Origin of the sequence: Flavobacterium sediminis (assembly GCF_003148385.1) — a bacterium.
In the GTDB taxonomy this organism is placed as follows: domain Bacteria; phylum Bacteroidota; class Bacteroidia; order Flavobacteriales; family Flavobacteriaceae; genus Flavobacterium; species Flavobacterium sediminis.
Genome location: NZ_CP029463.1, coordinates 1,587,558 through 1,610,452, shown reverse-complemented (window position 1 = coordinate 1,610,452; position 22,895 = coordinate 1,587,558). Strand labels below are relative to the sequence as shown.

At 35.6% G+C, this 22,895-nt stretch carries 20 protein-coding genes and 3 pseudogenes; 15 read left to right on the top strand and 8 right to left on the bottom strand.

What is annotated here, in order from left to right; translation table 11 throughout:
* Positions 1 to 9: 9 nt before the first annotated feature.
* The 4 genes from DI487_RS07465 to DI487_RS07450 are packed head-to-tail and all read left to right on the top strand — an operon-like array spanning position 10 to position 4,164.
* On the top strand, positions 10 to 1,350 hold the full coding sequence (locus DI487_RS07465; RefSeq protein WP_109569083.1) for an MATE family efflux transporter: 1,341 nt from the start codon (positions 10 to 12) through the stop codon (positions 1,348 to 1,350).
* A 1-nt stretch (position 1,351) separates the two neighbouring features.
* Positions 1,352 to 1,912, top strand: a complete 561-nt coding sequence (locus DI487_RS07460) for a CopD family protein (protein ID WP_109569082.1) — start codon at positions 1,352 to 1,354, stop codon at positions 1,910 to 1,912.
* Positions 1,905 to 3,374, top strand: coding sequence for a sensor histidine kinase (locus tag DI487_RS07455; protein WP_245896553.1), 1,470 nt, complete (start codon positions 1,905 to 1,907; stop codon positions 3,372 to 3,374). Before DI487_RS07460 ends, DI487_RS07455 begins: the two co-directional genes overlap by 8 nt.
* A 13-nt stretch (positions 3,375 to 3,387) precedes the next feature.
* Positions 3,388 to 4,164 (top strand): enoyl-CoA hydratase/isomerase family protein, encoded by a 777-nt coding sequence (locus tag DI487_RS07450; RefSeq protein ID WP_109569080.1) that lies wholly within the window; start codon positions 3,388 to 3,390, stop codon positions 4,162 to 4,164.
* 71 nt (positions 4,165 to 4,235) lie between these two features.
* On the opposite strand, the gene trpS is transcribed toward DI487_RS07450, so the two are convergent.
* Complete coding sequence (trpS, locus tag DI487_RS07445) at positions 4,236 to 5,204, bottom strand: tryptophan--tRNA ligase (protein WP_109569079.1); 969 nt, start codon at positions 5,202 to 5,204, stop codon at positions 4,236 to 4,238.
* 192 nt (positions 5,205 to 5,396) lie between these two features.
* Here trpS and DI487_RS07440 point away from each other — a divergent pair, with 192 nt between their 5' ends.
* Complete coding sequence (locus tag DI487_RS07440; protein WP_109569078.1) at positions 5,397 to 6,131, top strand: lysophospholipid acyltransferase family protein; 735 nt, start codon at positions 5,397 to 5,399, stop codon at positions 6,129 to 6,131.
* Between the two features lie 96 nt (positions 6,132 to 6,227).
* On the opposite strand, the gene DI487_RS07435 is transcribed toward DI487_RS07440, so the two are convergent.
* The 7 genes from DI487_RS07435 to DI487_RS07405 all read right to left on the bottom strand — a co-directional run bounded on the left by DI487_RS07435 (position 6,228) and on the right by DI487_RS07405 (position 12,536).
* Positions 6,228 to 8,144, bottom strand: coding sequence for a hypothetical protein (locus DI487_RS07435; protein WP_109569077.1), 1,917 nt, complete (start codon positions 8,142 to 8,144; stop codon positions 6,228 to 6,230).
* 18 nt (positions 8,145 to 8,162) lie between these two features.
* Entirely contained in the window at positions 8,163 to 8,705 is a 543-nt protein-coding gene (locus DI487_RS07430; RefSeq protein ID WP_109569076.1) for an RNA polymerase sigma factor, read from the bottom strand.
* Positions 8,706 to 8,717: 12 nt separating this feature from the next.
* Positions 8,718 to 9,128: a membrane lipoprotein lipid attachment site-containing protein gene (locus DI487_RS07425; RefSeq protein WP_146193392.1), complete on the bottom strand. Its 411-nt coding sequence runs from the start codon at positions 9,126 to 9,128 to the stop codon at positions 8,718 to 8,720.
* 106 nt (positions 9,129 to 9,234) lie between these two features.
* Positions 9,235 to 10,236, bottom strand: a complete 1,002-nt coding sequence (gene recA, locus DI487_RS07420; protein ID WP_109569074.1) for a recombinase RecA — start codon at positions 10,234 to 10,236, stop codon at positions 9,235 to 9,237.
* A 33-nt stretch (positions 10,237 to 10,269) separates the two neighbouring features.
* Positions 10,270 to 10,554 (bottom strand): hypothetical protein, encoded by a 285-nt coding sequence (locus DI487_RS07415; RefSeq protein ID WP_109569073.1) that lies wholly within the window; start codon positions 10,552 to 10,554, stop codon positions 10,270 to 10,272.
* A 71-nt stretch (positions 10,555 to 10,625) separates the two neighbouring features.
* The gene (locus tag DI487_RS07410; protein ID WP_109569072.1) at positions 10,626 to 12,320 is read right to left on the bottom strand and encodes a glycosyltransferase family 9 protein; all 1,695 of its coding nucleotides are present in this window, start codon (positions 12,318 to 12,320) and stop codon (positions 10,626 to 10,628) included.
* Positions 12,321 to 12,323: 3 nt separating this feature from the next.
* Positions 12,324 to 12,536: a hypothetical protein gene (locus DI487_RS07405; protein WP_109569071.1), complete on the bottom strand. Its 213-nt coding sequence runs from the start codon at positions 12,534 to 12,536 to the stop codon at positions 12,324 to 12,326.
* A gap of 152 nt (positions 12,537 to 12,688) precedes the next feature.
* Here DI487_RS07405 and trhO point away from each other — a divergent pair, with 152 nt between their 5' ends.
* From trhO to DI487_RS07355, 10 genes and pseudogenes are all read left to right on the top strand, one after another.
* Positions 12,689 to 14,056 (top strand): oxygen-dependent tRNA uridine(34) hydroxylase TrhO, encoded by a 1,368-nt coding sequence (gene trhO, locus DI487_RS07400; RefSeq protein WP_109569070.1) that lies wholly within the window; start codon positions 12,689 to 12,691, stop codon positions 14,054 to 14,056.
* Positions 14,056 to 15,296 (top strand): annotated as a pseudogene (locus DI487_RS07395) (peptidase U32 family protein). Before trhO ends, DI487_RS07395 begins: the two are co-directional and overlap by 1 nt.
* The gene (locus DI487_RS07390) at positions 15,296 to 15,526 is read left to right on the top strand and encodes a ferredoxin (RefSeq protein WP_109569069.1); all 231 of its coding nucleotides are present in this window, start codon (positions 15,296 to 15,298) and stop codon (positions 15,524 to 15,526) included. The pseudogene DI487_RS07395 and the gene DI487_RS07390 overlap by 1 nt, the downstream one beginning before the upstream one ends.
* A 155-nt stretch (positions 15,527 to 15,681) precedes the next feature.
* Positions 15,682 to 16,878, top strand: a complete 1,197-nt coding sequence (locus tag DI487_RS07385; protein WP_109569068.1) for a PSP1 domain-containing protein — start codon at positions 15,682 to 15,684, stop codon at positions 16,876 to 16,878.
* Positions 16,859 to 17,350 (top strand): gliding motility lipoprotein GldH, encoded by a 492-nt coding sequence (locus DI487_RS07380; protein ID WP_109569067.1) that lies wholly within the window; start codon positions 16,859 to 16,861, stop codon positions 17,348 to 17,350. Before DI487_RS07385 ends, DI487_RS07380 begins: the two co-directional genes overlap by 20 nt.
* A 4-nt stretch (positions 17,351 to 17,354) precedes the next feature.
* Positions 17,355 to 19,633: pseudogene (locus tag DI487_RS07375) on the top strand (penicillin-binding protein 1A).
* 38 nt (positions 19,634 to 19,671) lie between these two features.
* Positions 19,672 to 20,370, top strand: a complete 699-nt coding sequence (locus DI487_RS07370) for a CoA transferase subunit A (RefSeq protein ID WP_109569066.1) — start codon at positions 19,672 to 19,674, stop codon at positions 20,368 to 20,370.
* 33 nt (positions 20,371 to 20,403) lie between these two features.
* A complete protein-coding gene (locus tag DI487_RS07365) occupies positions 20,404 to 20,757 on the top strand; it encodes a four helix bundle protein (protein ID WP_109569065.1) in 354 nt (117 codons plus the stop codon).
* Positions 20,758 to 20,794: 37 nt separating this feature from the next.
* Positions 20,795 to 21,453 (top strand): annotated as a pseudogene (locus tag DI487_RS07360) (CoA transferase subunit B).
* Between the two features lie 155 nt (positions 21,454 to 21,608).
* Positions 21,609 to 22,772, top strand: coding sequence for a class I SAM-dependent rRNA methyltransferase (locus DI487_RS07355; RefSeq protein WP_109569064.1), 1,164 nt, complete (start codon positions 21,609 to 21,611; stop codon positions 22,770 to 22,772).
* Positions 22,773 to 22,895: the final 123 nt, after the last annotated feature.

Below are 22,895 nucleotides of genomic sequence, written 5' to 3'. Positions count from 1 at the left end.
TATTATTAAATGGCAATAACTTCTGACGAATTAGGTACATTAGATATTAAAAAACTTTTATTGAAGCAATCTATTCCGGCATCAATAGGGATTTTATTTATGTCATTGAATATCTTAATTGATACCATTTTTGTAGGACAATGGATAGGTTCATTAGCAATTGCTGCGGTTTCCGTTGTATTACCTTTTACCTTTTTGATCTCATCTTTAGGGATGGCTATCGGGGTAGGCGGAAGTTCTATTATTTCAAGAGCTTTAGGCGCTAAAGAACCTGAAAAAGCAAGAAACACCTTTGGCAACCAGCTAACCATGACTCTTGTTTTAGCTGTCGTTTCTGTAACGATCGGTTACTTATTTTCAGATAAGGTTCTTGTTCTGTTTGGTGCTAACGGGGCAATCCTTAAGCCTGCCCGGGAATTTTATTTTCCCGTTTTGTTCGGAGTTCCCTTTTTAGCGCTTTGCATGACAGGAAACACTGTGATCCGTGCTGAAGGAAAACCAAAATTTGCCATGTATGCCATGCTAATACCTGCTTTTGGAAATCTAATTCTTGACATTCTTTTTATTAAGGTTTTGAATTATGGTATTTTCGGTGCAGCCTTGGCTACTTCAATTTCTTATTTTTTATGTTTCATATTCATCTTATGGTTTTTCATTGCCAAATCAGAAATCAGAATTTCAACTTCGCATCTTATACTTAAAGGAAAAATAGTTCAGGAAATTTCATCATTAGGCTTCGTTACTTTTGCACGTCAAGGGGTTGTAAGTCTTCTGGCTATTATTGTTAACACTACTTTATTTGTGCACTCAGGAGAAGCAGGCGTTACTATTTATGGTATTATCAACCGAATGCTTATGTTTGCTTTATTTCCTATTTTAGGCATTACACAAGGCTTCTTGCCTGTTGCGGGTTATAATTTTGGCGCTCAACAATTTGCCAGAGTTAAACAATCCATTTATTATTCTGTAATTTCCGCTTCAGTTTTAGCCAGCATCATTTTCTTAGGGATTTTTGTTTTTTCTGAATCTATCATTCGGATATTTACGACTGATGAAACCATTATACACAGTTCTTCTGATGCTTTGCGATGGGTTTTTGCTGTTACCCCTATTATTGCTATCCAATTGATCGGCGCTGCATACTTTCAGGCTATCGGTAAAGCGATCCCCGCTTTATTATTGACATTGACCAAGCAAGGTTTCTTCTTAATACCGTTAGTTTTAATTTTACCGAAATATTTCGATACTTTTGGGGTATGGCTTGCTTTTCCGATATCTGATTTTCTGGCTACAATAGTCACCGGATATTTTTTGAGAAAAGAAATTATAGCTACACTTAACAAATCGTAAAATGGAATACAATTATATAAAAGCGCTACATCTTATTTTTGTCGTAACCTGGTTTGCCGGACTCTTCTATATTGTCAGGCTGTTTGTATATCATGCAGAAGCAAAAGATAAATCTCAACCGGAACAAGATATTTTAATGAAACAATACCAATTAATGGAATACCGTTTGTGGTATATCATTACATGGCCCAGTGCTGTTCTGGCAAGTATTTTTGCTTTTTGGATGTTATTTTTTACAGAAGCGGGAAAAATCTGGTTACAAATGCCATGGATGCATGTTAAACTCTTTTTTGTTTTTTTACTGTATCTATACCATTTGAAATGCCATCAAATCTTTTTGCAATTGCAAAAAAATGAGATAAAGCATTCTTCTTCATTCTTCAGACTATGGAATGAGGGAGCAACGATCATCTTATTTGCTGTTGTTTTTTTAGTGATTTTAAAAAGTGCCATTAACTGGATTTTTGGTGTTATCGGGATTATTTTATTTTCCGTTTTATTAATGATAGGATTTAAACTCTATAAAAAGATAAGAGAGCGTAACGAAAAAAACAATGACTGATTGGTTTAGCATAAAAAGGTTATCATTGCGTACGAGAATTTTTTTCTCCATGATCTTGTTGACTTTGATTGCTTCTGTTTTAATTGCCGGAGTTTCTATCTATCAATTTCGCAAAGAAGCCAAAGTTTACCATCAAGATCGGTTAGAGCGCAAAGAGAACTCTATTTTAGAACATATCAATTATGTTCTGCAAACCACAACTTACCCGCTGACGACTGAAAATATCCCCTATATTTTTAAAGAAAAGATCTTTGAGCTATCTGATATCCACAGTATGGAAATCAACTTTTATGATTTGGAAGGAAATCTTTTGGTTTCTTCGAAAGCCGTTTTTAAACTGGATAGTGTTCAACCTAAGATCAATAAAGCCACACTACAAATCTTACGAAATTCTTTAGAAAAACGCTATATTGAATTTACTACTCGTGACGGACAACAATTTCGATCGTCCTACTCTTATATCAAAGATACCAAATTTAAACCTTTGGCTATTTTAAACCTTCCTTATGAAGAGGATACTACTTTTTATGATAATGAGATCAAGAACTTTCTGATCCGGTTTGGTCAGGTTTATATCTTAATGTTTTTGATTGCTATCATTTTATCTTATTTCTTATCAAGTTATATCACTCAATCCTTAAAGATCATCAGTGATAAAATAAGAGAAACTAATTTTAATCAGTTGAATCAAAAGATTGAGCTGGAAGCCGGAAGCAAAGAGATCAATCTACTGATACAGTCCTACAACAACATGGTAGATCAATTGGAGGCCAGCGCTACAAAATTGGCTCAAAGCCAAAGAGAACAAGCCTGGCGTGAAATGGCAAAACAAGTTGCCCACGAGATTAAAAATCCGTTGACTCCAATGCGTTTAACAGTTCAGAGCTTTCAGCGTAAGTTTAATGAAAACGATCCTGACATTAAGCAAAAATTAGATGATTTTACTAAAACACTCATTCAGCAAATAGATACCATGAGTTCAGTAGCCAGTGCTTTTTCTAATTTTGCTTCTATGCCGGCGCAGCAAAATGAAACATTAGATATCGTTAAGGTAATCAAACTGACTCTGGAGATCTTCAATGAAGACTATATTGAATTTCAATCCTCAACAGAGAAGATCGTTACTAAATTAGACAGAACCCAACTTATCCGCATCATCACTAATTTAGTTAAAAACGGTATTCAGGCTATACCGGAAGAACAGGAAAATAAAAAAGTACTGATTGCCGTAACACAGGAGAGCGACTCTGTTTTGATTAAAGTACAGGACAACGGAAAGGGAATACCGGAAGAAAACAAGCCTTATGTTTTTGAACCTAAATTCACTACTAAATCAAGCGGAATGGGTTTAGGATTGGCTATCATTAAAAACATTATTGAAAATTATAACGGAACTATTACCTTTGAAAGTGAAGAAAACAAAGGAACAATATTTTATGTTCATTTACCTATAACTGAATAAATTTTAAAAACAAATGGAAAATATTTTAATTGACATTCAAGACCATGTCGCTGTTGTTACGATCAACCGCCCAACAAAACTTAATGCTCTTAATAAAAGTACTATTGAAGAATTACACCAAGCCTTTGCAAAACTTTCTACTGATGAAACTGTTAAATCCGTTATTGTAACCGGAAGTGGTGAAAAAGCTTTTGTGGCAGGAGCTGATATTTCGGAATTTGCTAATTTTAGTGTAGAAGAAGGCGGAAAACTTGCCGCCAAAGGTCAGGAATTACTTTTTGACTATGTACAAAATCTTAACAAACCGGTAATTGCTGCTGTCAATGGTTTTGCTTTAGGAGGTGGATTAGAGTTAGCAATGGCTTGTCATTTCCGTATCGCATCAGATAACGCAAAAATGGGCTTACCCGAAGTAACTTTAGGTGTTATTCCAGGTTATGGAGGAACGCAACGTCTGGCACAATTAGTTGGAAAAGGAAGAGCAATGGAAATGATCATGACAGCCGGAATGATCGATGCTAATACGGCGCTAAATTACGGACTCGTAAATCATGTAGTTACACAAGCCGAATTACTGGATTTTGCCAAAGGAATTGCTCAAAAGATAAATAAAAATTCAGGAGTGGCTATTGCTAAAGCTATTGAAGCTATAAACGCCAACTATCAGGATGGTGTAAACGGTTTTGAAATAGAAATCAACAACTTCGGAGCTTGTTTCGGTACTGAAGATTTTAAAGAAGGTACAACCGCTTTCTTAGAAAAACGCAAAGCTAATTTTCCGGGAAAATAAAAAAACAAAAAACTGTCATTTTCAATGTAGAGAATGACAGTTTTTTTATTGCTATATTATCGGTTAAAAATTTAGTATCCTAATTTTTCTCTAACACGTCTTAACACATTACCACCAATTGCGCTTGCTTTTTCAGCACCGGCCAATAACAATTTGTCAACCTCCTCCAGATTGTTCATATAGTAATGGTACTTTTCTCTTTGAGTTGCAAATTTTTCAACGACCAATTCAAACAAAGCCTGTTTTGCATGTCCGTAACCATAACCACCGGCTAAATAGTTTTTACGCATTTCCGCTGTTTGTTCAGGAGTGGCTAATAACTTGTAAATAGCAAAGCAGTTACACGTATCCGGATTTTTAGGTTCTTCTAAAGGCGTACTATCTGTTTGAATACCCATAATCTGTTTGCGCAACTTTTTATCCTCTTCAAAAATATTGATAAAGTTATTGCGCGATTTACTCATTTTCTCTCCGTCAGTTCCTGGAATGATCATAATAGTTTCATCGATCTTTGCTTCCGGAAGCACAAACGTTTCTCCCATTTGATGATTGAATCGGGAAGCAACATCTCGGGTAATCTCTAAATGTTGTAATTGATCTTTCCCTACCGGAACAAATTCAGCATCATACAATAAAATATCGGCTGCCATTAGCATCGGATAGGTAAACAATCCGGCATTTACATCGTCTAAACGGTCTGCTTTATCTTTAAAAGAATGTGCCAACGTTAAACGTTGGTACGGAAAAAAACAACTCAAATACCACGAAAGTTCTGTAACCTGCGGAACATCACTTTGACGGTAGAATACTACTTTTTGAGTATCTAATCCGCATGCCAGCCATGTAGCCGCAACACTATAGGTATTAGCGCGTAATAACTCGCCATCTTTAATTTGTGTAATAGAATGCAAGTCTGCAATAAATAGGAACGATTCGTTCTCCGGCTTTTGGGTCATTTCAATGGCCGGAAGAATAGCTCCTAACAAATTTCCTAAGTGTGGCGTTCCTGTACTTTGAACTCCAGTAAGTATTTTTGCCATTTTATATAATTTTTTGCAAAATTAGGACATTTCAGTGTAAGGAGAAAAGAAAACCGCCATACTTATGCTTTTATTCATAAAGAAACCGGGAACTTCTCGGTTTAATGTCAAATATTCTTATTTTTGACATCAGAAGTTTTGCCTACATAGAGGTAAAGTAATTAAATAAAAAACACCTACAGACAATTCTCAATGAAAATTCTACAATATATCTTTTGGTTTTTCTGGCGTATCTGGTTTTACATTCTGGTAATGATCCCGATTCTTGTTCTTTCACCGGTTTTATTAGTATTAGTAAGTTCAGAAAGTACTTATAAACTTTTTTTCAGAGTGGCTCGCTTTTGGGCCAAATTTGTCCTTTGGGGTATGGGGTTTTATCATAAAATCAAATGGGAAGCTCCTCTTGAAAAAGAAAAAAGTTATATGTTAGTTGCCAATCATACCTCAATGACCGATATTATGTTAATGCTGATCGTTGTTAAAAACAATCCTTTTGTATTTGTCGGCAAGAAAGAACTTTCTAAGTTTCCTATTTTCGGTTTTTTCTATAAAAGGGTTTGTATCATGGTCGACAGAAGTAGTAGCAAAAGCCGATATCAAGTTTTTGAGAGAGCACAGAAAAGATTACATCAAGGGTTAAGCATTTGTATTTTTCCGGAAGGCGGTGTACCGGACGATGAAAGTATTATTTTAGACGAGTTTAAAGACGGTGCTTTTCGTTTAGCCATTGAACACCAAATTCCTGTTGTTCCCATGAGTTTTATTGACAATAAAAGGCGATTTCCATTTCGTTTCTTTAGCGGAAAACCGGGGAGAATGCGTGTTACCGTTCACAAACCTATTGAAACTACAGGTATGACACTTGACCATAAATCCCATTTGAAGAAAGAAGTCCGGGAAATTGTTTTAAAAGATTTAAAACATTAAAAAAAGTCCCGTATTCTGCGGGACTTTTTCAGTTCTATACTTTTACAAGCTACAGAACACTTAACTAAAAATTTAAGCCTAACCAACTAAAGTTTATTAAAAATGGTAGCTTATACCGGTATATAAACCTATGGCATACGGTTTAAAATTTCCGGCGTTTTCACTAAACGTATTGATCTGGTATTTAAACATTGGTTGTAAATTCGCTTGAAATGATTTAAAAAACACATATTTAAAACCCAAACCGACATTACTACTAAAATGTATATTGTTCAAATTATTGGCTTTACCAAAATCCATTTCCATTCCTTCGGAAAGTAATTTCACTTCGTTTTGTTGTAAAAATAAGGTACTCATACCACCTATAACTTCTATTCCGAATTTTTTATCTAAAAGCTTATACGTCAACTCAAACGGAACCTCAATATAGCCGATCTGTTGATTCAGGCTTCCTATCTCATCTTGTGTGAAATTCTCAACATCACCATAAACATTTGCGCTTTTATTATAAAGTACTACACTTTGAGCCGCTTGGGTTCTATCTACATGCAATGTACTTTCTGCTAACTGTTGTGTTCCGATACTTCGCTTCAATACAGAAGAATGATATACATTCTGCGTATCATAACTAAGTGCCAAATTGTTTATTCCGGCTCGAAGTGCTAATTTTGGCGTAACCTGATATTGTACTCCAACTCCGTAACTCAACGATGTTTGATAGCTTTTTGTATTAGATGCAAATTGCTCGTCCAAAGGAGATCCTTCTGTTAGAGAATTAAAATAAACGGGTGCCGCACTAGTACTGACAGCCCATTTATTTCTTTTCTCTTCTTTTTCTTTTTCATCAGCATTCTTTCCCTCTTCTTTTTCTTTGAGCAATTTTTCAAGCGCATTTTCTTCTTTTAATACTTCTGCAACTTGAGAACTATCTTGAACAATCTGTTTCTCTAAATCAGCCAGAACCTTATTATTAAATAAGGAACTGTCTATCACCTTGACGTTGTTATCAAACTCTGCTATTCCATCAATTTCATTTTTGTTAAAATCAATTACACCTTCTGTAAGTTCCTCACCGGTATTGATCTGATTTAACAATTCCTCTACATTAGTTTTTTCTTTTCCGTTATTGTTATTCTGAACAATTGTATTATTTACTCCTTGTCCGTTTACAAGTCCGTCATTGTCTTCTTCAATAGCAATTTTTCCCTTTTGGTAATTCGTTTTATTGGTCTTTGCATCAGCAATATTTTGCTCTGCTTGCTGCTGTTTCAATTCATTTATCAGGTCATTTTGATAATCTCCTTCTTCTTGTAAAATCAAACCTTCCTGTTGTTTGTTTTTATGATCAGATATTCCTGAATTATTATTGGTCAAAGGTTCGGTTTCAACCCACTTTAAACTATTTCTATCCGAATTGTTTTGACCTGCTTTTTCGTTTTCTTCTCGGTTGTTATTAACTAAAGCTTCCCCTTTCTTTAAAATTGACGGCTTTACCAATTGGTTCTTTTCTGAACGATTTCCTCTTTCAGTCCGTTTATTTTGTTGTTTTTCTAAATCAACAAATTGATCTTCCCGGTAAGAAGATGATTCCCCTGCTTCATTTAAGGTTCTGCCATTATCAACACCTGTAACGATCTCCCCGGGTTGCACAAAAACCCCATTTGGATTATTCTGGTCGAAACCTGATTTTTCATTATCTTGTTGTTCTGTTTTTTCTGTATTCGATTTTCCGTTTACTAACCCCGGCACTTCATTTGTTAGTCCTCCGTCAGGTTTACTTCTATCTATAATACCTGGAAAAAAGGAATCTTTAGCAAAATAGAACAAGAAAAAGCCTAAAACTAAAGAAGCCGCTATTCCGGAAGCTTTAAACCAAAACGGAAGAACACGTCTTTTTTTCTTCTTTTCATTTAGTCTTTCTTCAATATTGCTCCAAGCGTCCTGAGGCGGTTGTACCTCAAAATCTTTGAACTTTTCCTGAAACAATCTTTCTATGTTTTTATTTTCTTTCATTACACTATTTGTAAAACATCACTTTACATTGGGCCAGATAGACTGATTATGTTTTTCAATACGTTCTTTTAATATTGCTTTGGCTCTTGCCAGATTAGATTTTGACGTCCCTATATTAATGTCCAGCATTTCGGCAATTTCTTTATGGGAATATCCGTCGATAACATACAAGTTAAAAACCAGTCGATAACGATCCGGTAATGCCTGAATGATCTGAGTCAGAAATTCTAATGAAATGTTCTCATCTTCTACTTCTACTTCTTCCTGTTCCGGAAGATTCTCACTTATAATCTCAAAAACTCCTTTTGTCCTATACTGCTGTAATACATAATTAATAACTACCCGCTTAGCCCAACCTTCGAAAGAACCTTTAAACTGATACTGATTTATTTTTTCAAAGAGCAATAAAAAACCTTCTTGTAAATTATCCTGAGCTTCCTCATAACTTCTTGAATACTTAAGACAGACTGCAAATATCTTAGGACTTAAAAGTCTGTATATTTGCTCCTGAGCTTTAGTATTTCCTTTCTTACAATCATGTATAAGTTGCTCTACTATCAAAATTCATTTTAGTTAATTCACAACCGGTACTTCTACTTCATAAAAAATATTTTCCAAATTTTCATCAACACCTTGCCAAAATTTAAACACATAAGAACCATTGTTCGTTACATAAAAGTCTAATGTCGCCGATTTCAGTTCATCTGTAACTGTTTGACATGTTTCTGAATCCAAAACGACACTTTGGATAGCAATTGTTCTTTCATTCAAATTCTTCTCATAATAAAAACCTCCGAAAGAATAGCAAGTAGAGGGCTTATAATACCATACCTTAATCTGATAGGTCTCACCCATTACAAATTCAGTAGGCAGCTCAACTTCTTCTATTGGCAACAGTTCATAATGAAAGTTCGGTTCATCATTGTTAACACTACAAGCCGAAACTATAAACAACAAACTTAATAACAGAACTATTTTTTTCATCATTCTTATTTTTTATATGGGGGCATTTATTTATATGATACACTTTTAATCAAAAGGTTGCGTTGAATTTAAAAAAAAATCCCGAAATATTTCGGGATTCTCTTTTTTAGTGTTGATTTTTAATAGTCTCTTTGATTTTTTCTTCCAGTTCTTCCATCAGTTCCGGATTGTCTTTTATAAGTGTCTTAACGGCATCTCTACCTTGTCCTAACTTCGTTTCTCCGTAACTGAACCACGAACCGCTTTTCTTTACAATTTCAAAGTCTACTGCCAGGTCTAAAATTTCACCGACTTTAGAAACTCCTTCTCCATACATAATATCAAACTCAGCTGTTCTGAAAGGCGGTGCCACTTTATTCTTTACAATTTTCACTTTGGCACGATTTCCTATCACATTTTCTCCATCTTTGATTTGAGATGATTTACGAATATCCACACGAACCGAAGCATAGAATTTCAAGGCATTACCTCCTGTTGTTGTTTCCGGGTTTCCGAACATTACCCCGATTTTATCACGCAACTGGTTAATAAAGAAAACCGTGCAATTTGTTTTATGAATAGTACCGGTTAATTTACGCAACGCTTGTGACATTAAACGGGCATGTAATCCCATTTTACTGTCTCCCATATCTCCTTCAATTTCACTTTTTGGTGTTAAAGCAGCAACCGAGTCTATTACTACAATATCAACTGCTCCTGAACGAATCAAACTTTCTGCAATTTCCAATGCTTGTTCTCCGTTATCAGGTTGTGAAATAATTAAATTATCGATATCTACACCTAATTTTTCTGCATAGAAACGATCAAATGCATGTTCGGCATCTATAAAAGCGGCAATTCCTCCTGCTTTTTGAGCCTCTGCAATGGCATGTAATGTTAACGTTGTTTTACCAGACGATTCAGGTCCGTAGATCTCAATTATTCTTCCTCTCGGATATCCATTTACTCCTAAAGCTAGGTCAAGTCCTAACGATCCTGAAGATATTGATTCTACTTCTTCAACAGCAGAATCTCCCATTTTCATTACGGTTCCTTTACCATAAGCTTTATCTAGCTTGTCTAACGTTAATTGAAGGGCTTTTAATTTGGCTTCTTTATCTGAACTCATACATCAATTTATTTTGTGTAAAAATACAATTTTTTATTCTCGTAAAATCTTGGGTATTAAAAATAAAAGTTCATTTTCATAAAAAAAATGAAAAATATCATTATGTTCTAACTCTTCCATAGTATGGATCGGTTTTTTTAGCAACTCTGAGACATACTTTCTTATCTCTTCATTTTGGAATTCAAGTAAAACTTCATTTTCCCTCCATTTAACAAGACAATCTTTTTCGGTTAAATCATATACTGAAACAGGGTTTAAAAAAACATCAAAGTCTTCAGTATCATAAGTTTTCTGCAATAACTTAAACAATGCTTCCATAACTTTTACAGCAGAAATTGACGACAAACAAACTCTATCTTTACAGTTAATGATAACATCATAATTGCACTTCAACGTACAATTTCCGGGTTTTCCCCATACAATTTCATTCTGCTCAGAAAAACTCCCCAAGAACCCGGACCTGTCGGCCCGTAAATACCAACCGTTGGCACATTAAAAGCTCCCGCTACATGGGTAATACCTGCATCGTTTCCAATATGAAAGATTGCTGCTGCCATGGCTTCGCCAACTTCATGTAAATCTCCCGTAACCAAATCAATATGAGAATATTCTTTTGACAAAAATTGCTGCGGATTGGGGTCGTCTTTTCCTAAAATAATTTTACATCTTAGTTTTGGAAAAACTCTGTAAATCTCTTCTATAAGCTCTGCATAGTTTTCCGTAGGCCAAATTTTTAATAGAAATCCGGCTCCGGGATGTAGTGTGTAGTGAAGATTATCAAAATCCGTTTCACGATCAAAATACGGAAATCCTGTATACTTATTTGATAACTCTTTATGAAAACGACAAACCGCATCTATATAATGTTGAATTGAATGCTGTTTTACTTTTTTACTGGTAACATACTCTATTTGATCTACACTCCTATCAAAAATAGGATAGTTACCGAATTCAATTACCGTATCAAATTCAGCATGGTCTATTTGAGTAGCATCTACAACTTGAATTCCTTTCAAGTATTTTTGAAAGAAGCTTACCAAACGCGGACTCAATGCGTAGGTTACCGACTCAGAAACTTTCTTCAGTTTATAAACAGCAGGAAGTGTAAAAAAGATATCCCCTAAACCGGCATAACTTTTCAACAACAAAACCTTTCCTAACGATTTGGAAACAACATTTTGTTTTGAAATAGCTTTAATTTTATCCCAAAACTCCGGAATAGCAGACTGCATTTCTTCTTTTGCACGCTCTTTATCATCTGGATAAAAGTCAAAAGACCATGTTCCTACTCTATCATTGGTTATCAATTCACAACCTGATAGAAATGCTTCCGCAGCCAATCTTCCCGATGGTTCCGGCCAAACCGGTTTAATAACTATCTCTTTAGTTTTACCTAAAACTTTTAAAACTTCCGCATTATCAATCGGCTCTCTGAATTCTATATTTTCAGGAATATCTCTTCTAAGTTTATTACTTCCATAGACTACAAAACTCTTATTAGGATGTTCCAATGCGTAATCCACAAAAGCATCGCCACCTTTTAAGTAACTTAACTCACTAAAAAAAGGAATTGCATCTGTTTTCTCATCTGAAATAGAAATATTTTCCACATCCACTGTAGGTGGCATAACCAAATAATTATGGGAAACAGCTTCGCCATAGAATGCAACGTGAGCCTCAAAGTGTTTTGGCGATTGAAAAATATTAAGTTGAGAATTAGCAAAAAGGGTACGATACAAATGAAATTTATCGGTATCACAACAATTTCTGATATTTCTGTCTAACGTGCATAGAATATTCCTTCGAACACAGAAATTATAGTCAAACTCTATCTTACAAAACGGAATTTCGGAATCTAAAACAAAATTTAAAATATCACGTTCAAACTTACATCTTGATGTATTGCAAATGATAAGTAGATCTTGCGATAAAATATGTGTTTGGACTTCTTCAAGATTATCAAGTAAATCGACTTCAACAAGAAAGCCCAACTCATTTCCTTTTGAAACCAGTTGGGCAATCGTTAACTCTGCCCCTCTTTTTAAAGTAAGGGCTGTATCATGTAAAAAAAGAATTTTTTTCAAATCTTAACCTCCGTAATAACCATCGTCATAATAGCCATCATCGTAGTAACCATCATCATAATACCCGTCATCGTAATATCCGTCGTCATAATAACCATTACTAAAGTTATCACCGTCATCCGAGGAACAAGAAGCTATTAAATTACCTGTAATTACAATAGCTGAAGTAGCCAAAAGTACCTTTCCTGAATTTTTTAAGAAGTTACGTCTATTCATAGCCTTAAAATTTACATCGCAATATAAACTATTTTTCTGAAAAATTCTCTAAAAAAAGATTTACAGTTATTTTTAATCGATTATTGTTACCTTTGCCCCGAATTCTTCCATTTAGAATTCAAAAATTATATTTCTCACTTAAATGTTATAGCATGCAACTGTACAACACTTTAAGCGCAGAAGAACGTGCCCGTTTAATTGACGAAGCGGGAAAAGAAAGAATCACACTTTCGTTCTATGCGTATGCCAAAATTGAAAACCCGCAACAATTTCGCGACGATTTATTTTTAGCCTGGAATCCACTGGAAGCTCTAGGTCGTATTTATGTTGCTCATGAAGGAATTAATGCCCAAATGAGTGTTCCAGCCGATCAATTTCAAGCTTTCAAAACCACTTTAGACGAATATGATTTCATGCACGGCATTCGTTTAAATGTCGCTCGCGAACAAGACGATCATTCTTTTTTAAAGTTAACCATAAAAGTGCGTCACAAAATTGTTGCCGATGGATTAGACGATGCTACTTTTGATGTAACCAATAAAGGAATTCACTTAAAAGCGAATGAATTCAACCAATTATTAGACGACCCTAATACAATTGTAGTCGATTTTCGCAACCATTACGAAAGTGAAGTAGGACACTTTAAAGGCGCCATCACACCCGATGTAGATACATTCCGTGAAAGTTTGCCTATTATTAACGACCAACTAAAAGACTACAAAGAATCTAAAAACTTATTGATGTATTGCACCGGAGGAATTCGTTGCGAAAAAGCTTCGGCATACTTCAAACATCAAGGCTTTAAAAACGTATACCAATTAGAAGGTGGCGTTATTGAATATGCACGTCAGGTAAAAACTGAAAATTTAGAAAGCAAGTTCATTGGTAAAAATTTCGTTTTTGACAATCGTTTAGGCGAAAGAATTACCGATGATATCATTTCGCAATGTCACCAATGCGGAAAACCTTGTGATACCCATACCAATTGTGCAAATGACGGCTGTCACTTACTATTCATTCAATGTGACGAATGTGCTGCCAAAATGGATCATTGTTGTTCTACCGAATGTCAGGACATCATTCATTTGCCTTTAGTGGAACAAATTAACTTACGAAAAGGACAAAGCAACAGCAATAAAATTTTCAAAAAAGGAAAATCTGATGCTTTAAAATTCAAACATTCAGGGACATTGTCTGATGTTTCTTTGGCTAAAGCAAAACCAGAAAGCGATTTACCTATTCGTCAAAAAATTGCCACTAAAAAAGTTTTGGTAGGTAATGGCGAACATTATTATTCTAAATCGCAAGTCGCTTTGTTCAAGCTTACGAATAAAGAAATCAATACAGGCGATTTACTTTTAATTTCCGGTCCGACAACCGGTGAAGTTGAATTTACTTTGAAAAAAATGTTGGTTAACGGAGTTGAAAATACATTGGCAACAGCTGGCGATAAAATTACTATCGAATTGCCTTTTAAAATTAGAAAATCAGACAAACTATTTAAAATCACTAAGAAATAATGACTTCTACAGGAAAAATAGAATTAATGGCGCCTGCTGGTAATTTTGAATCCTTACAGGCAGCTTTAGACAACGGATGTGATTCGGTTTATTTTGGTGTAGAGCAGTTGAACATGCGTGCTCGTGCTTCCATCAATTTCGTCTTAGACGATTTACCGGAAATAGCACGTCGTTGCCAAGAAAAAAACGTTAGAACCTATCTCACTTTAAATACAATTGTTTACGATCACGATTTGTCGATTGTAAAAACACTTTTAAACAAAGCAAAAGAGGCCAACATTACAGCCGTTATTGCGTCTGATCAAGCGGTAATTATGACCGCTAGAAGCATTGGAATGGAAGTTCATATTTCTACTCAAGTAAATGTGACCAACATTGAAACAGTGAAGTTTTATGCCATGTTTGCCGATACTATTGTGCTTTCCCGCGAATTAAGTTTACGCCAAGTAAAGAAAATTACGGAACAAATAGAGAAAGAGCAAGTAAAAGGACCAAGCGGCAATTTAGTTGAAATTGAAATTTTCGGTCACGGTGCATTGTGTATGGCAGTTTCCGGAAAATGCTATTTGAGCCTGCATTCTCACAATTCTTCTGCAAACCGCGGGCATGCAAACAAAATTGTCGTAAAAAATACACGGTTATCGACCAAGAAACTGGTTTTGAAATTGAAATCGATAACGAATACATGATGTCTCCAAAAGATTTATGTACGATTGATTTCTTAGACCAAGTAATCGACTCAGGTATCAAAGTACTAAAAATTGAAGGTCGCGGTCGTGCTCCGGAATATGTGGCTACAGTTATCAAAACCTATAGAGAAGCTATTGATTCGTATTATGACGGAACATTTTCTCAGGAAAAAGTGGCAGAATGGATGGAAGCTCTAAATACCGTTTACAACAGAGGTTTTTGGAGCGGTTATTATTTAGGTCAAAAATTAGGTGAATGGAGTAAAGAATCCGGAAGCAGTGCTACACAAAAGAAAGTATATATCGGTAAAGGGATGCACTATTTCCCTAAAGCCAGCATTGCTGAATTCAAAATTGAAGCCTACGATCTTAAAAAAGGAGATAAAGTTTTAATTACCGGTCCTACAACAGGCGTTCAGGAATTAGTTATTGAAGAGATGATGGTAAACGATGAGAATTCTGAAAAAGCCACTAAAGGAGATAGCTTAACGTTAAAACTCCCATTCAGAATCCGATTGTCTGACAAGTTGTATAAAATCGTAGAAGCATAATGGTCATTGTTACATTACAACGAGACAAATGTATTGGTTGCAATTATTGTGTTGAATTTGCGCCCAAGCAATTCCAGATGTCTAAAAAAGACGGAAAAACCGTTCTGATAAAATCAGTAAACAATAAAGGTTTTCACACGCTAAAATCGCACGATCATACCATAACAGAAGCCTGTGAACAAGCCGAAAAAGCTTGTCCGGTTCACATTATTTCGGTAAAAGAAACATAAAACCCCCATTGATAATACTTTTTTAAAGCCTGTTCTCGTTATATACGAAAGCAGGTTTTTCTTTTTTAAACCATTCATAAATTTGTATTATCTTTACACACAAAACACACTTTTGACAAGTAGTTCCATTTAAGGAACGATCAATATATAAAACTATGGCATGTAATAATTGTTCCACAGGAACTAAAGATGGTGTTCCTAAAGGATGTAATAATAACGGTTCATGCGGCACCGGAAGCTGCAACAAATTAACGGTATTCGACTGGTTATCTAACATGGGTTTACCTCAGGGACAGGAACCATTTGATGTAGTGGAAGTACGCTTTAAAAACGGAAGAAAAGATTTTTTCAGAAATCCTGAAAAACTATCGCTTTCCATGGGCGACATTGTAGCTACTGAAGCGTCTCCCGGACATGATGTCGGCATTGTATCTCTTGCAGGCGAACTGGTAAAAGTTCAGATGAACAAAAAGAATACCGCTCTGAACGCAGAACTACCTAAGATCTATAGAAAAGCATCTCAAAAAGATATCGATATCTGGAGTGAAGCCAGAAACCGTGAAGAACCGGTGCGAATGCGTGCCCGTGAGTTAGCTATTGCCCTGAACTTGGAAATGAAGATTTCTGATGTGGAATTTCAGGGTGACGGTTCAAAAGCTACGTTCTACTATACAGCAAATGACCGTGTAGATTTTCGTCAGCTTATTAAAGATTTTGCAAGAGAGTTCAGTATTCGTATTGAAATGAAGCAAGTTGGGTTCCGTCAGGAAGCTTCTCGCTTAGGAGGTATCGGTTCTTGTGGTAGAGAACTTTGCTGTTCAACCTGGTTAACCGACTTCAGAAGTGTTAACACTTCTGCTGCTCGTTACCAACAATTGTCACTAAACCCTCAAAAGCTAGCCGGTCAATGCGGTAAGTTAAAATGCTGTCTGAATTATGAATTAGACACTTATTTAGATGCCCTTAAGAGTTTCCCGGATCTGGATACTAAACTATTTACGGAAAAAGGAAATGCTAATTGTCAGAAAGTTGACATTTTTAAAGAATTAATGTGGTTCTGTTATGAAAACAATCCTGCCCATTGGCACGTTCTAACTGTTGAGCAAGTAAAAGAGATCTTAGCTGTCAATGCTAAAAATCAGAAAGTTGCTGCTTTAGAAGATTTTGTAGTGGAAGACACCAAAACCATTGAAAAGAATTTCCAAAATGTTGTAGGACAAGATTCTCTTAATCGTTTTGACAAACCTAAGAAAAGACCTAACAAAAACAAAAAAAGAAGAAATAATAACAATAATAACAAACAACAACAGCAAAAACCAGCAAATAAAAAAAATGCGCCTAAGAAAAACTAAATACATCCTTTTATTAGGTTTTGTATCTTTTTTCTTGTCTTGTGACAAAAAAAGGGTGTTTGACCAATACGCTAAATTAAACGGCACCTGGAATCACAAGGATACCATCTCTTTTACATTTGAACAAAAAGACACGGTATCTCCCTATAATTTGTTTTTAAACATAAGGGACAATGCTGATTACCCGTTTAATAATTTATTCGTTATTGTTACCATGGAAAATCCGGATAACGAAATAAAAACAGATACTCTGGAATATGCTATGGCAAATCCGGACGGTTCTCTTTTAGGAGAAGGTTTTACTGACATCAAAGAAAACAAACTCTGGTATCAGGAAAATTTTGTATTTAAAAAAGCCGGAAACTACAAAGTTTCCGTCACTCATGCCCTTAGGGAAACCGGAAGCATTACCGGATTAGAAAATTTACCTGGCATCACAGATGTAGGATTCAGAATTGAAAAAACCAACTAAAAATATGGCAACAAAAAAGACAAATACAAATGAGTTTTCCGTTTACATAAAATGGTTCTGGAAAATTTTTATCCTGGGAATTGCTTTTGTTGTACTTCTATTCCTTTTTGCCTCATGGGGCTTTTAGGGGAAATGCCTAGTTTTGAAAAACTTGAAAATCCAGATTCAAACATTGCAACAGAGATTATCTCTTCAGACGGAGAAGTAATCGGAAAATACTATGCCCAAAATCGTGTCCCTGTAAAATTTGAAGACCTTCCTCCTCATTTAGTGAATGCCTTAATTGCAACAGAGGACGAACGTTTTTATGAACACTCCGGTATTGATGCTCGAGGTACACTTCGTGCAATTGTTAAACTCGGTCAAGACGGTGGAGCCAGTACTATCACCCAACAATTAGCCAAGTTATTATTTCATGGTGAAGGTTCTAAAAATATAATTATGCGACTCATCCAAAAAGTCAAAGAATGGGTCATTGCTGTACGATTAGAGCGTCAATATACTAAAAAAGAGATCTTGTCAATGTACTTAAACGAAGTCGATTTTCTTTATAATGCAGTAGGTATTCGCTCAGCAGCTAAAATTTATTTCAATAAAGAGCCGAAAGACTTAACTGTAGAAGAAAGCGCTCTTTTTGTTGGAATGTTAAAAAATCCTGCCTTATATAACCCTACAAAAGAAAAAAGAAAAAAACTAGTATTCGACCGTAGAAATACTGTTTTAGGTCAAATGGTTAGAAGTGGATTCTTATCTGACTCGGAGAAAAACAAATTAGCAAAAGATTCTATTGTTTTAGACTTTAAACCGGAAAGTCATAAAGAGGGTTACGCTACTTATTTCAGAGAATATTTGCGTGACTATATGAAAAAATGGATAAAAGACCACCCAAAAGAAGATGGTACGGAATACGACCTTTACAGAGATGGCTTAAAAATCTATGTAACATTAGATTCTAAAATGCAAAAATATGCTGAAGAAGCTGTTGCAGAACATTTACCAAACCTTCAGGCGGAGTTTTTTAAATTAGCCAAAAACAATAAAAATGCACCTTTCTTAAACATTTCAAAAGAAGAAACAGAAAGAATTATGATGCGCGCGATGAAATCATCCGAAAGATGGCGTATTATGAAAGAAGAAGGAAAATCAGAAGACCAGATTTTAAAATCTTTTGACATCAAAGCAAAAATGAAAATCTTCTCTTGGAAAGGGGAAAAAGATACGATCATGACACCAAGAGATTCCATCCGTTATTATAAACATTTCCTTCAAACAGGAATGATGGCAATGGAACCTCAAACCGGATACATCAAAGCTTGGGTTGGCGGTATCAATTACAAATATTTTCAATACGACCATGTGGGGCAAGGAGCCCGTCAGGTAGGTTCTACCTTTAAGCCCTTTGTTTATGCCACAGCGATAGAACAATTAGGAATGTCTCCTTGTGATTCTATAATTGACGGACAATTTACCATGCATAAAGGCAGATGGGGAATTGAAAAAGATTGGTCTCCGTCTAATTCTGATGGTAAATACAAAGGAATGATCACCTTAAAACAAGCCTTAGCTAATTCCATCAATACTGTTTCTGCTAAACTAATCGACAGAGTGGGACCACAAGCCGTAGCCGATATGGCTCATGATCTGGGAGTTACCTCTGATATTCCCGCCCAACCTGCTATCGCTTTGGGAGCGCCGGAAATAACCGTTAGAGAAATGGTAGGAGCTTTCAGTACGTATGCCAATCAAGGTGTTTATATAAAACCTACCTTCATTACAAGAATAGAAGACAAAAACGGTATTGTATTAGATCAGGTCATTCCGGAAAGCAAAGATGTCATGAACAAAGATGTGGCCTATGCTATCATCAAATTACTTGAAGGAGTAACAGAAGACGGTACCGGAAGAAGACTTCGTTGGGGCGGAGCCGGATTTAGAAATTATGATTATAAATTCAATAATCCTATCGCCGGAAAAACAGGTACTTCTCAAAATAATTCCGACGGTTGGTTTATGGGCGTTGTTCCCAATTTAGCTGCCGGTGTTTGGGTTGGAAATGAAGACCGGGCTGCCCATTTCAGTAGAACGTATTATGGTCAGGGAGCTACTATGGCATTACCTATCTGGGGATTATTCATGAAGAAATGTTATGAGGACAAAGACTTAAATATCTCTAAAGAGGATTTTGAACGACCAAAAGATTTATCTATAAAAGTAGATTGTTGGAAAAAAGAAGTTGACTCTACAGCTATTGATGAACCTGATATGGGGGAATTTAATTTCTGAAAAAGGAACCAAACTAAACCAAAAATAAATAAAACAACATGATTACTCGAAAAGTGAACAACGTTCAGGAAGCTTTACAAGGTCTTGAAAGCGGCATGACCATCATGCTTGGCGGTTTCGGACTTAGCGGTATTCCTGAAAACAGTATTGCCGAACTCGTGAAAATAGGTGTAACCAACCTTACTTGTATTTCCAACAATGCAGGGGTTGACGATTTCGGTTTGGGTTTGTTGTTGCAAAAACGACAAATCAAAAAAATGATTTCTTCTTATGTGGGTGAAAATGCCGAATTTGAACGTCAAATGCTATCCGGAGAATTAGAAGTAGAACTTACTCCACAAGGAACATTAGCCGAAAAATGTCGTGCCGCTCAAATGGGAATTCCCGCTTTCTTTACACCTGCCGGTTACGGAACAGAAGTTGCCGAAGGAAAAGAAACTCGTGAATTCAATGGAAAAATGTACATCATGGAACATGCTTTTCAAGCCGATTTTGCCATCGTTAAAGCCTGGAAAGGTGACGAAGCCGGAAATTTAATTTTTAAAGGGACAGCTCGTAATTTTAATGCGCCTATGGCCGGTGCCGGAAAAATCACCATTGCCGAAGTAGAAGAATTAGTTCCTGCTGGAACTTTGGACCCTAATCAAATTCACATCCCGGGAATTATGGTCAATCGTATTTTCCAAGGAGCGAAATTTGAAAAACGCATTGAACAACGTACAACCCGTAAACGTTAATTTTTAAAGATTTATTGATTTGAAAATTTGAAAATGAGAAACGATAAAGAAAATCTAATTGTAAAATTGACTTTTGAATTCGCTTTAGATATTATCGCTTACTCAGAATCTATAAGAAACAATAATCGTTTTGAAATGGCTTCTCAAATTTTCAGATGTGGAACTTCAATTGGAGCAAATATCAAAGAAGCTCAGAATGCTGAAAGCAAAGTTGATTTCATTCATAAATTTAAAATATCAGCAAAAGAAGCAGATGAATTGCAATATTGGTTAGAACTTTGTTTACATTCAGATTTTTATCCAAATCCAAGTGAAGAATTATTAAAAAAATTACAATCAATTCATTTGATTATTTCTAAAATTATTTCATCCTCTAAAAAGAAATGATTTTCAAATTGTCAAATTACCAAATCATCAAATTAAAATGGCTTTAGATAAAAATCAAATTGCAAAACGAATTGCTAAAGAAGTAAAAGACGGTTACTACGTAAATTTAGGAATTGGAATTCCTACATTAGTTGCCAACTTTGTTCGTGAAGATATTGCCGTAGAATTTCAGTCGGAAAATGGTGTTTTAGGCATGGGACCTTTTCCTTATGAAGGCGAAGAAGATGCTGACATCATCAATGCCGGAAAACAAACCATCACTACATTACCGGGAGCTAGTTTCTTTGATTCTGCTTTCAGTTTCGGAATGATTCGTTCTCAAAAAGTAGATTTAACTATTTTAGGGGCTATGGAAGTAGCCGAAAACGGAGATATTGCCAACTGGAAAATTCCGGGTAAAATGGTAAAAGGAATGGGGGCGCTATGGATTTAGTCGCTTCTGCCGAAAATATCATTGTTGCCATGATGCACGTGAATAAAGCTGGTGAATCGAAATTATTAAAAAAATGTTCGTTGCCATTAACCGGCGTTGGCTGTGTGAAAAAAATCGTAACCGAATTAGCCGTTGTTGAAGTAACTCCACAAGGTTTTAAACTTTTAGAAAGAGCTCCGGGTGTTTCTGTAGAAGAAATTCAAAAAGCAACTGAAGGAACACTAATCGTAGAAGGTGAAATTCCTGAAATGGTTTTAGACTAAAAAACATTTGTCATTTCGATGAACGTAGTGAAGATAAATTACATTAAGTTATGAGATTTCTCACGATGTTCGAAATGACAAGAAAATAAAAACAGCCTACAAGTAATTTAAACCTTGTAGGTTTTTTTAATTATCAAATTGACACATTCTCATTTATGAATCCAAAAGTAATTTTAAAATCAGGTAAAGAAAAATCAATACTAAGAAGACACCCTTGGGTTTTTAGCGGTGCCGTTTACGGTGTAACGGAAGAACTAACTGACGGCCAATTAGTAGATGTTGTAGATAGTAACCAAAAACATTTAGGAACTGGTTTCTACAGCGATAGAGGAAGTATCGTTGTTCGATTATTGACTTTTGGAAACGAAAAATATACCGAAAACTTTTGGGCAGAAAAACTACAATCGGCTTGGGAATTACGAACTCGCTTGTTGGATTTGGAAGTAACCAATGCTTTTCGTGTTATTCACGGTGAAGGCGATGGCATTCCCGGATTAATTATTGATTTTTACAATAATTGTTGGGTTATTCAAGCACATTCTTCCGGGATTTTTCAGGAAATGGAAAAAATAGCAGCCGCTATTCAAGCTAATTTTTCAGATAATTGCGAAACCATTTATTGCAAAAGCTCGGGAACTTTACCGAATACCGGAACAGATTATTTCTTATTCGGAGCCCAAGAAAGCACTGTAGCCAAAGAAAACAACATTCAATTTCACGTGAATTGGGTAGAAGGTCAAAAAACAGGTTTCTTCTTGGATCAGCGTGATAACCGAAAACTATTAAGCGAATTTTCGAAAGGCAAAAAAGTATTGAACACCTTTTGTTATACCGGAGGTTTTTCTATTTACGCCATGAGTGCCGGAGCTGAATTGGTAACTTCAGTAGATATTTCACAAAAAGCAGTTGATTTAGCCGCTCAAAATATGGAATTGAACTTTCCGGGAGCCAATCATAAAGCGGTTGCTGATGATGTATTCAATTTCATGAAAGAAAACCACCAGATTTATGATGTCATTGTGTTAGATCCGCCGGCTTTCGCCAAAAGTATTAAAAGCAAACATACTGCAACACAAGCTTACAAACGCTTAAACATTGCCGGATTAAAAGCATTAGCACCCAAAGGAATCTTATTTACATTTTCGTGTTCGCAAGTCATTGACGATGTATTGTTCTACAACACCATTGCAGCTGCAGCCATTGAAACCGGAAGAACCATTCGGGTATTACACAAATTGTCACAAGGACCGGATCATCCAACAAATATTTACCACCCAGAAGGACATTATTTGAAAGGATTGGTTTTGTATGTTGAATAACGTTTAGTCATCAGTAGTCTGTTAGTAAACAGATTTCCCGTTATTGTTTGTCACTTCGAGCGGAGTTGAGAAATGTCAATCTCTTCATGAGATTCCTCCTCTCGTCGGAATGACAAAATTAAA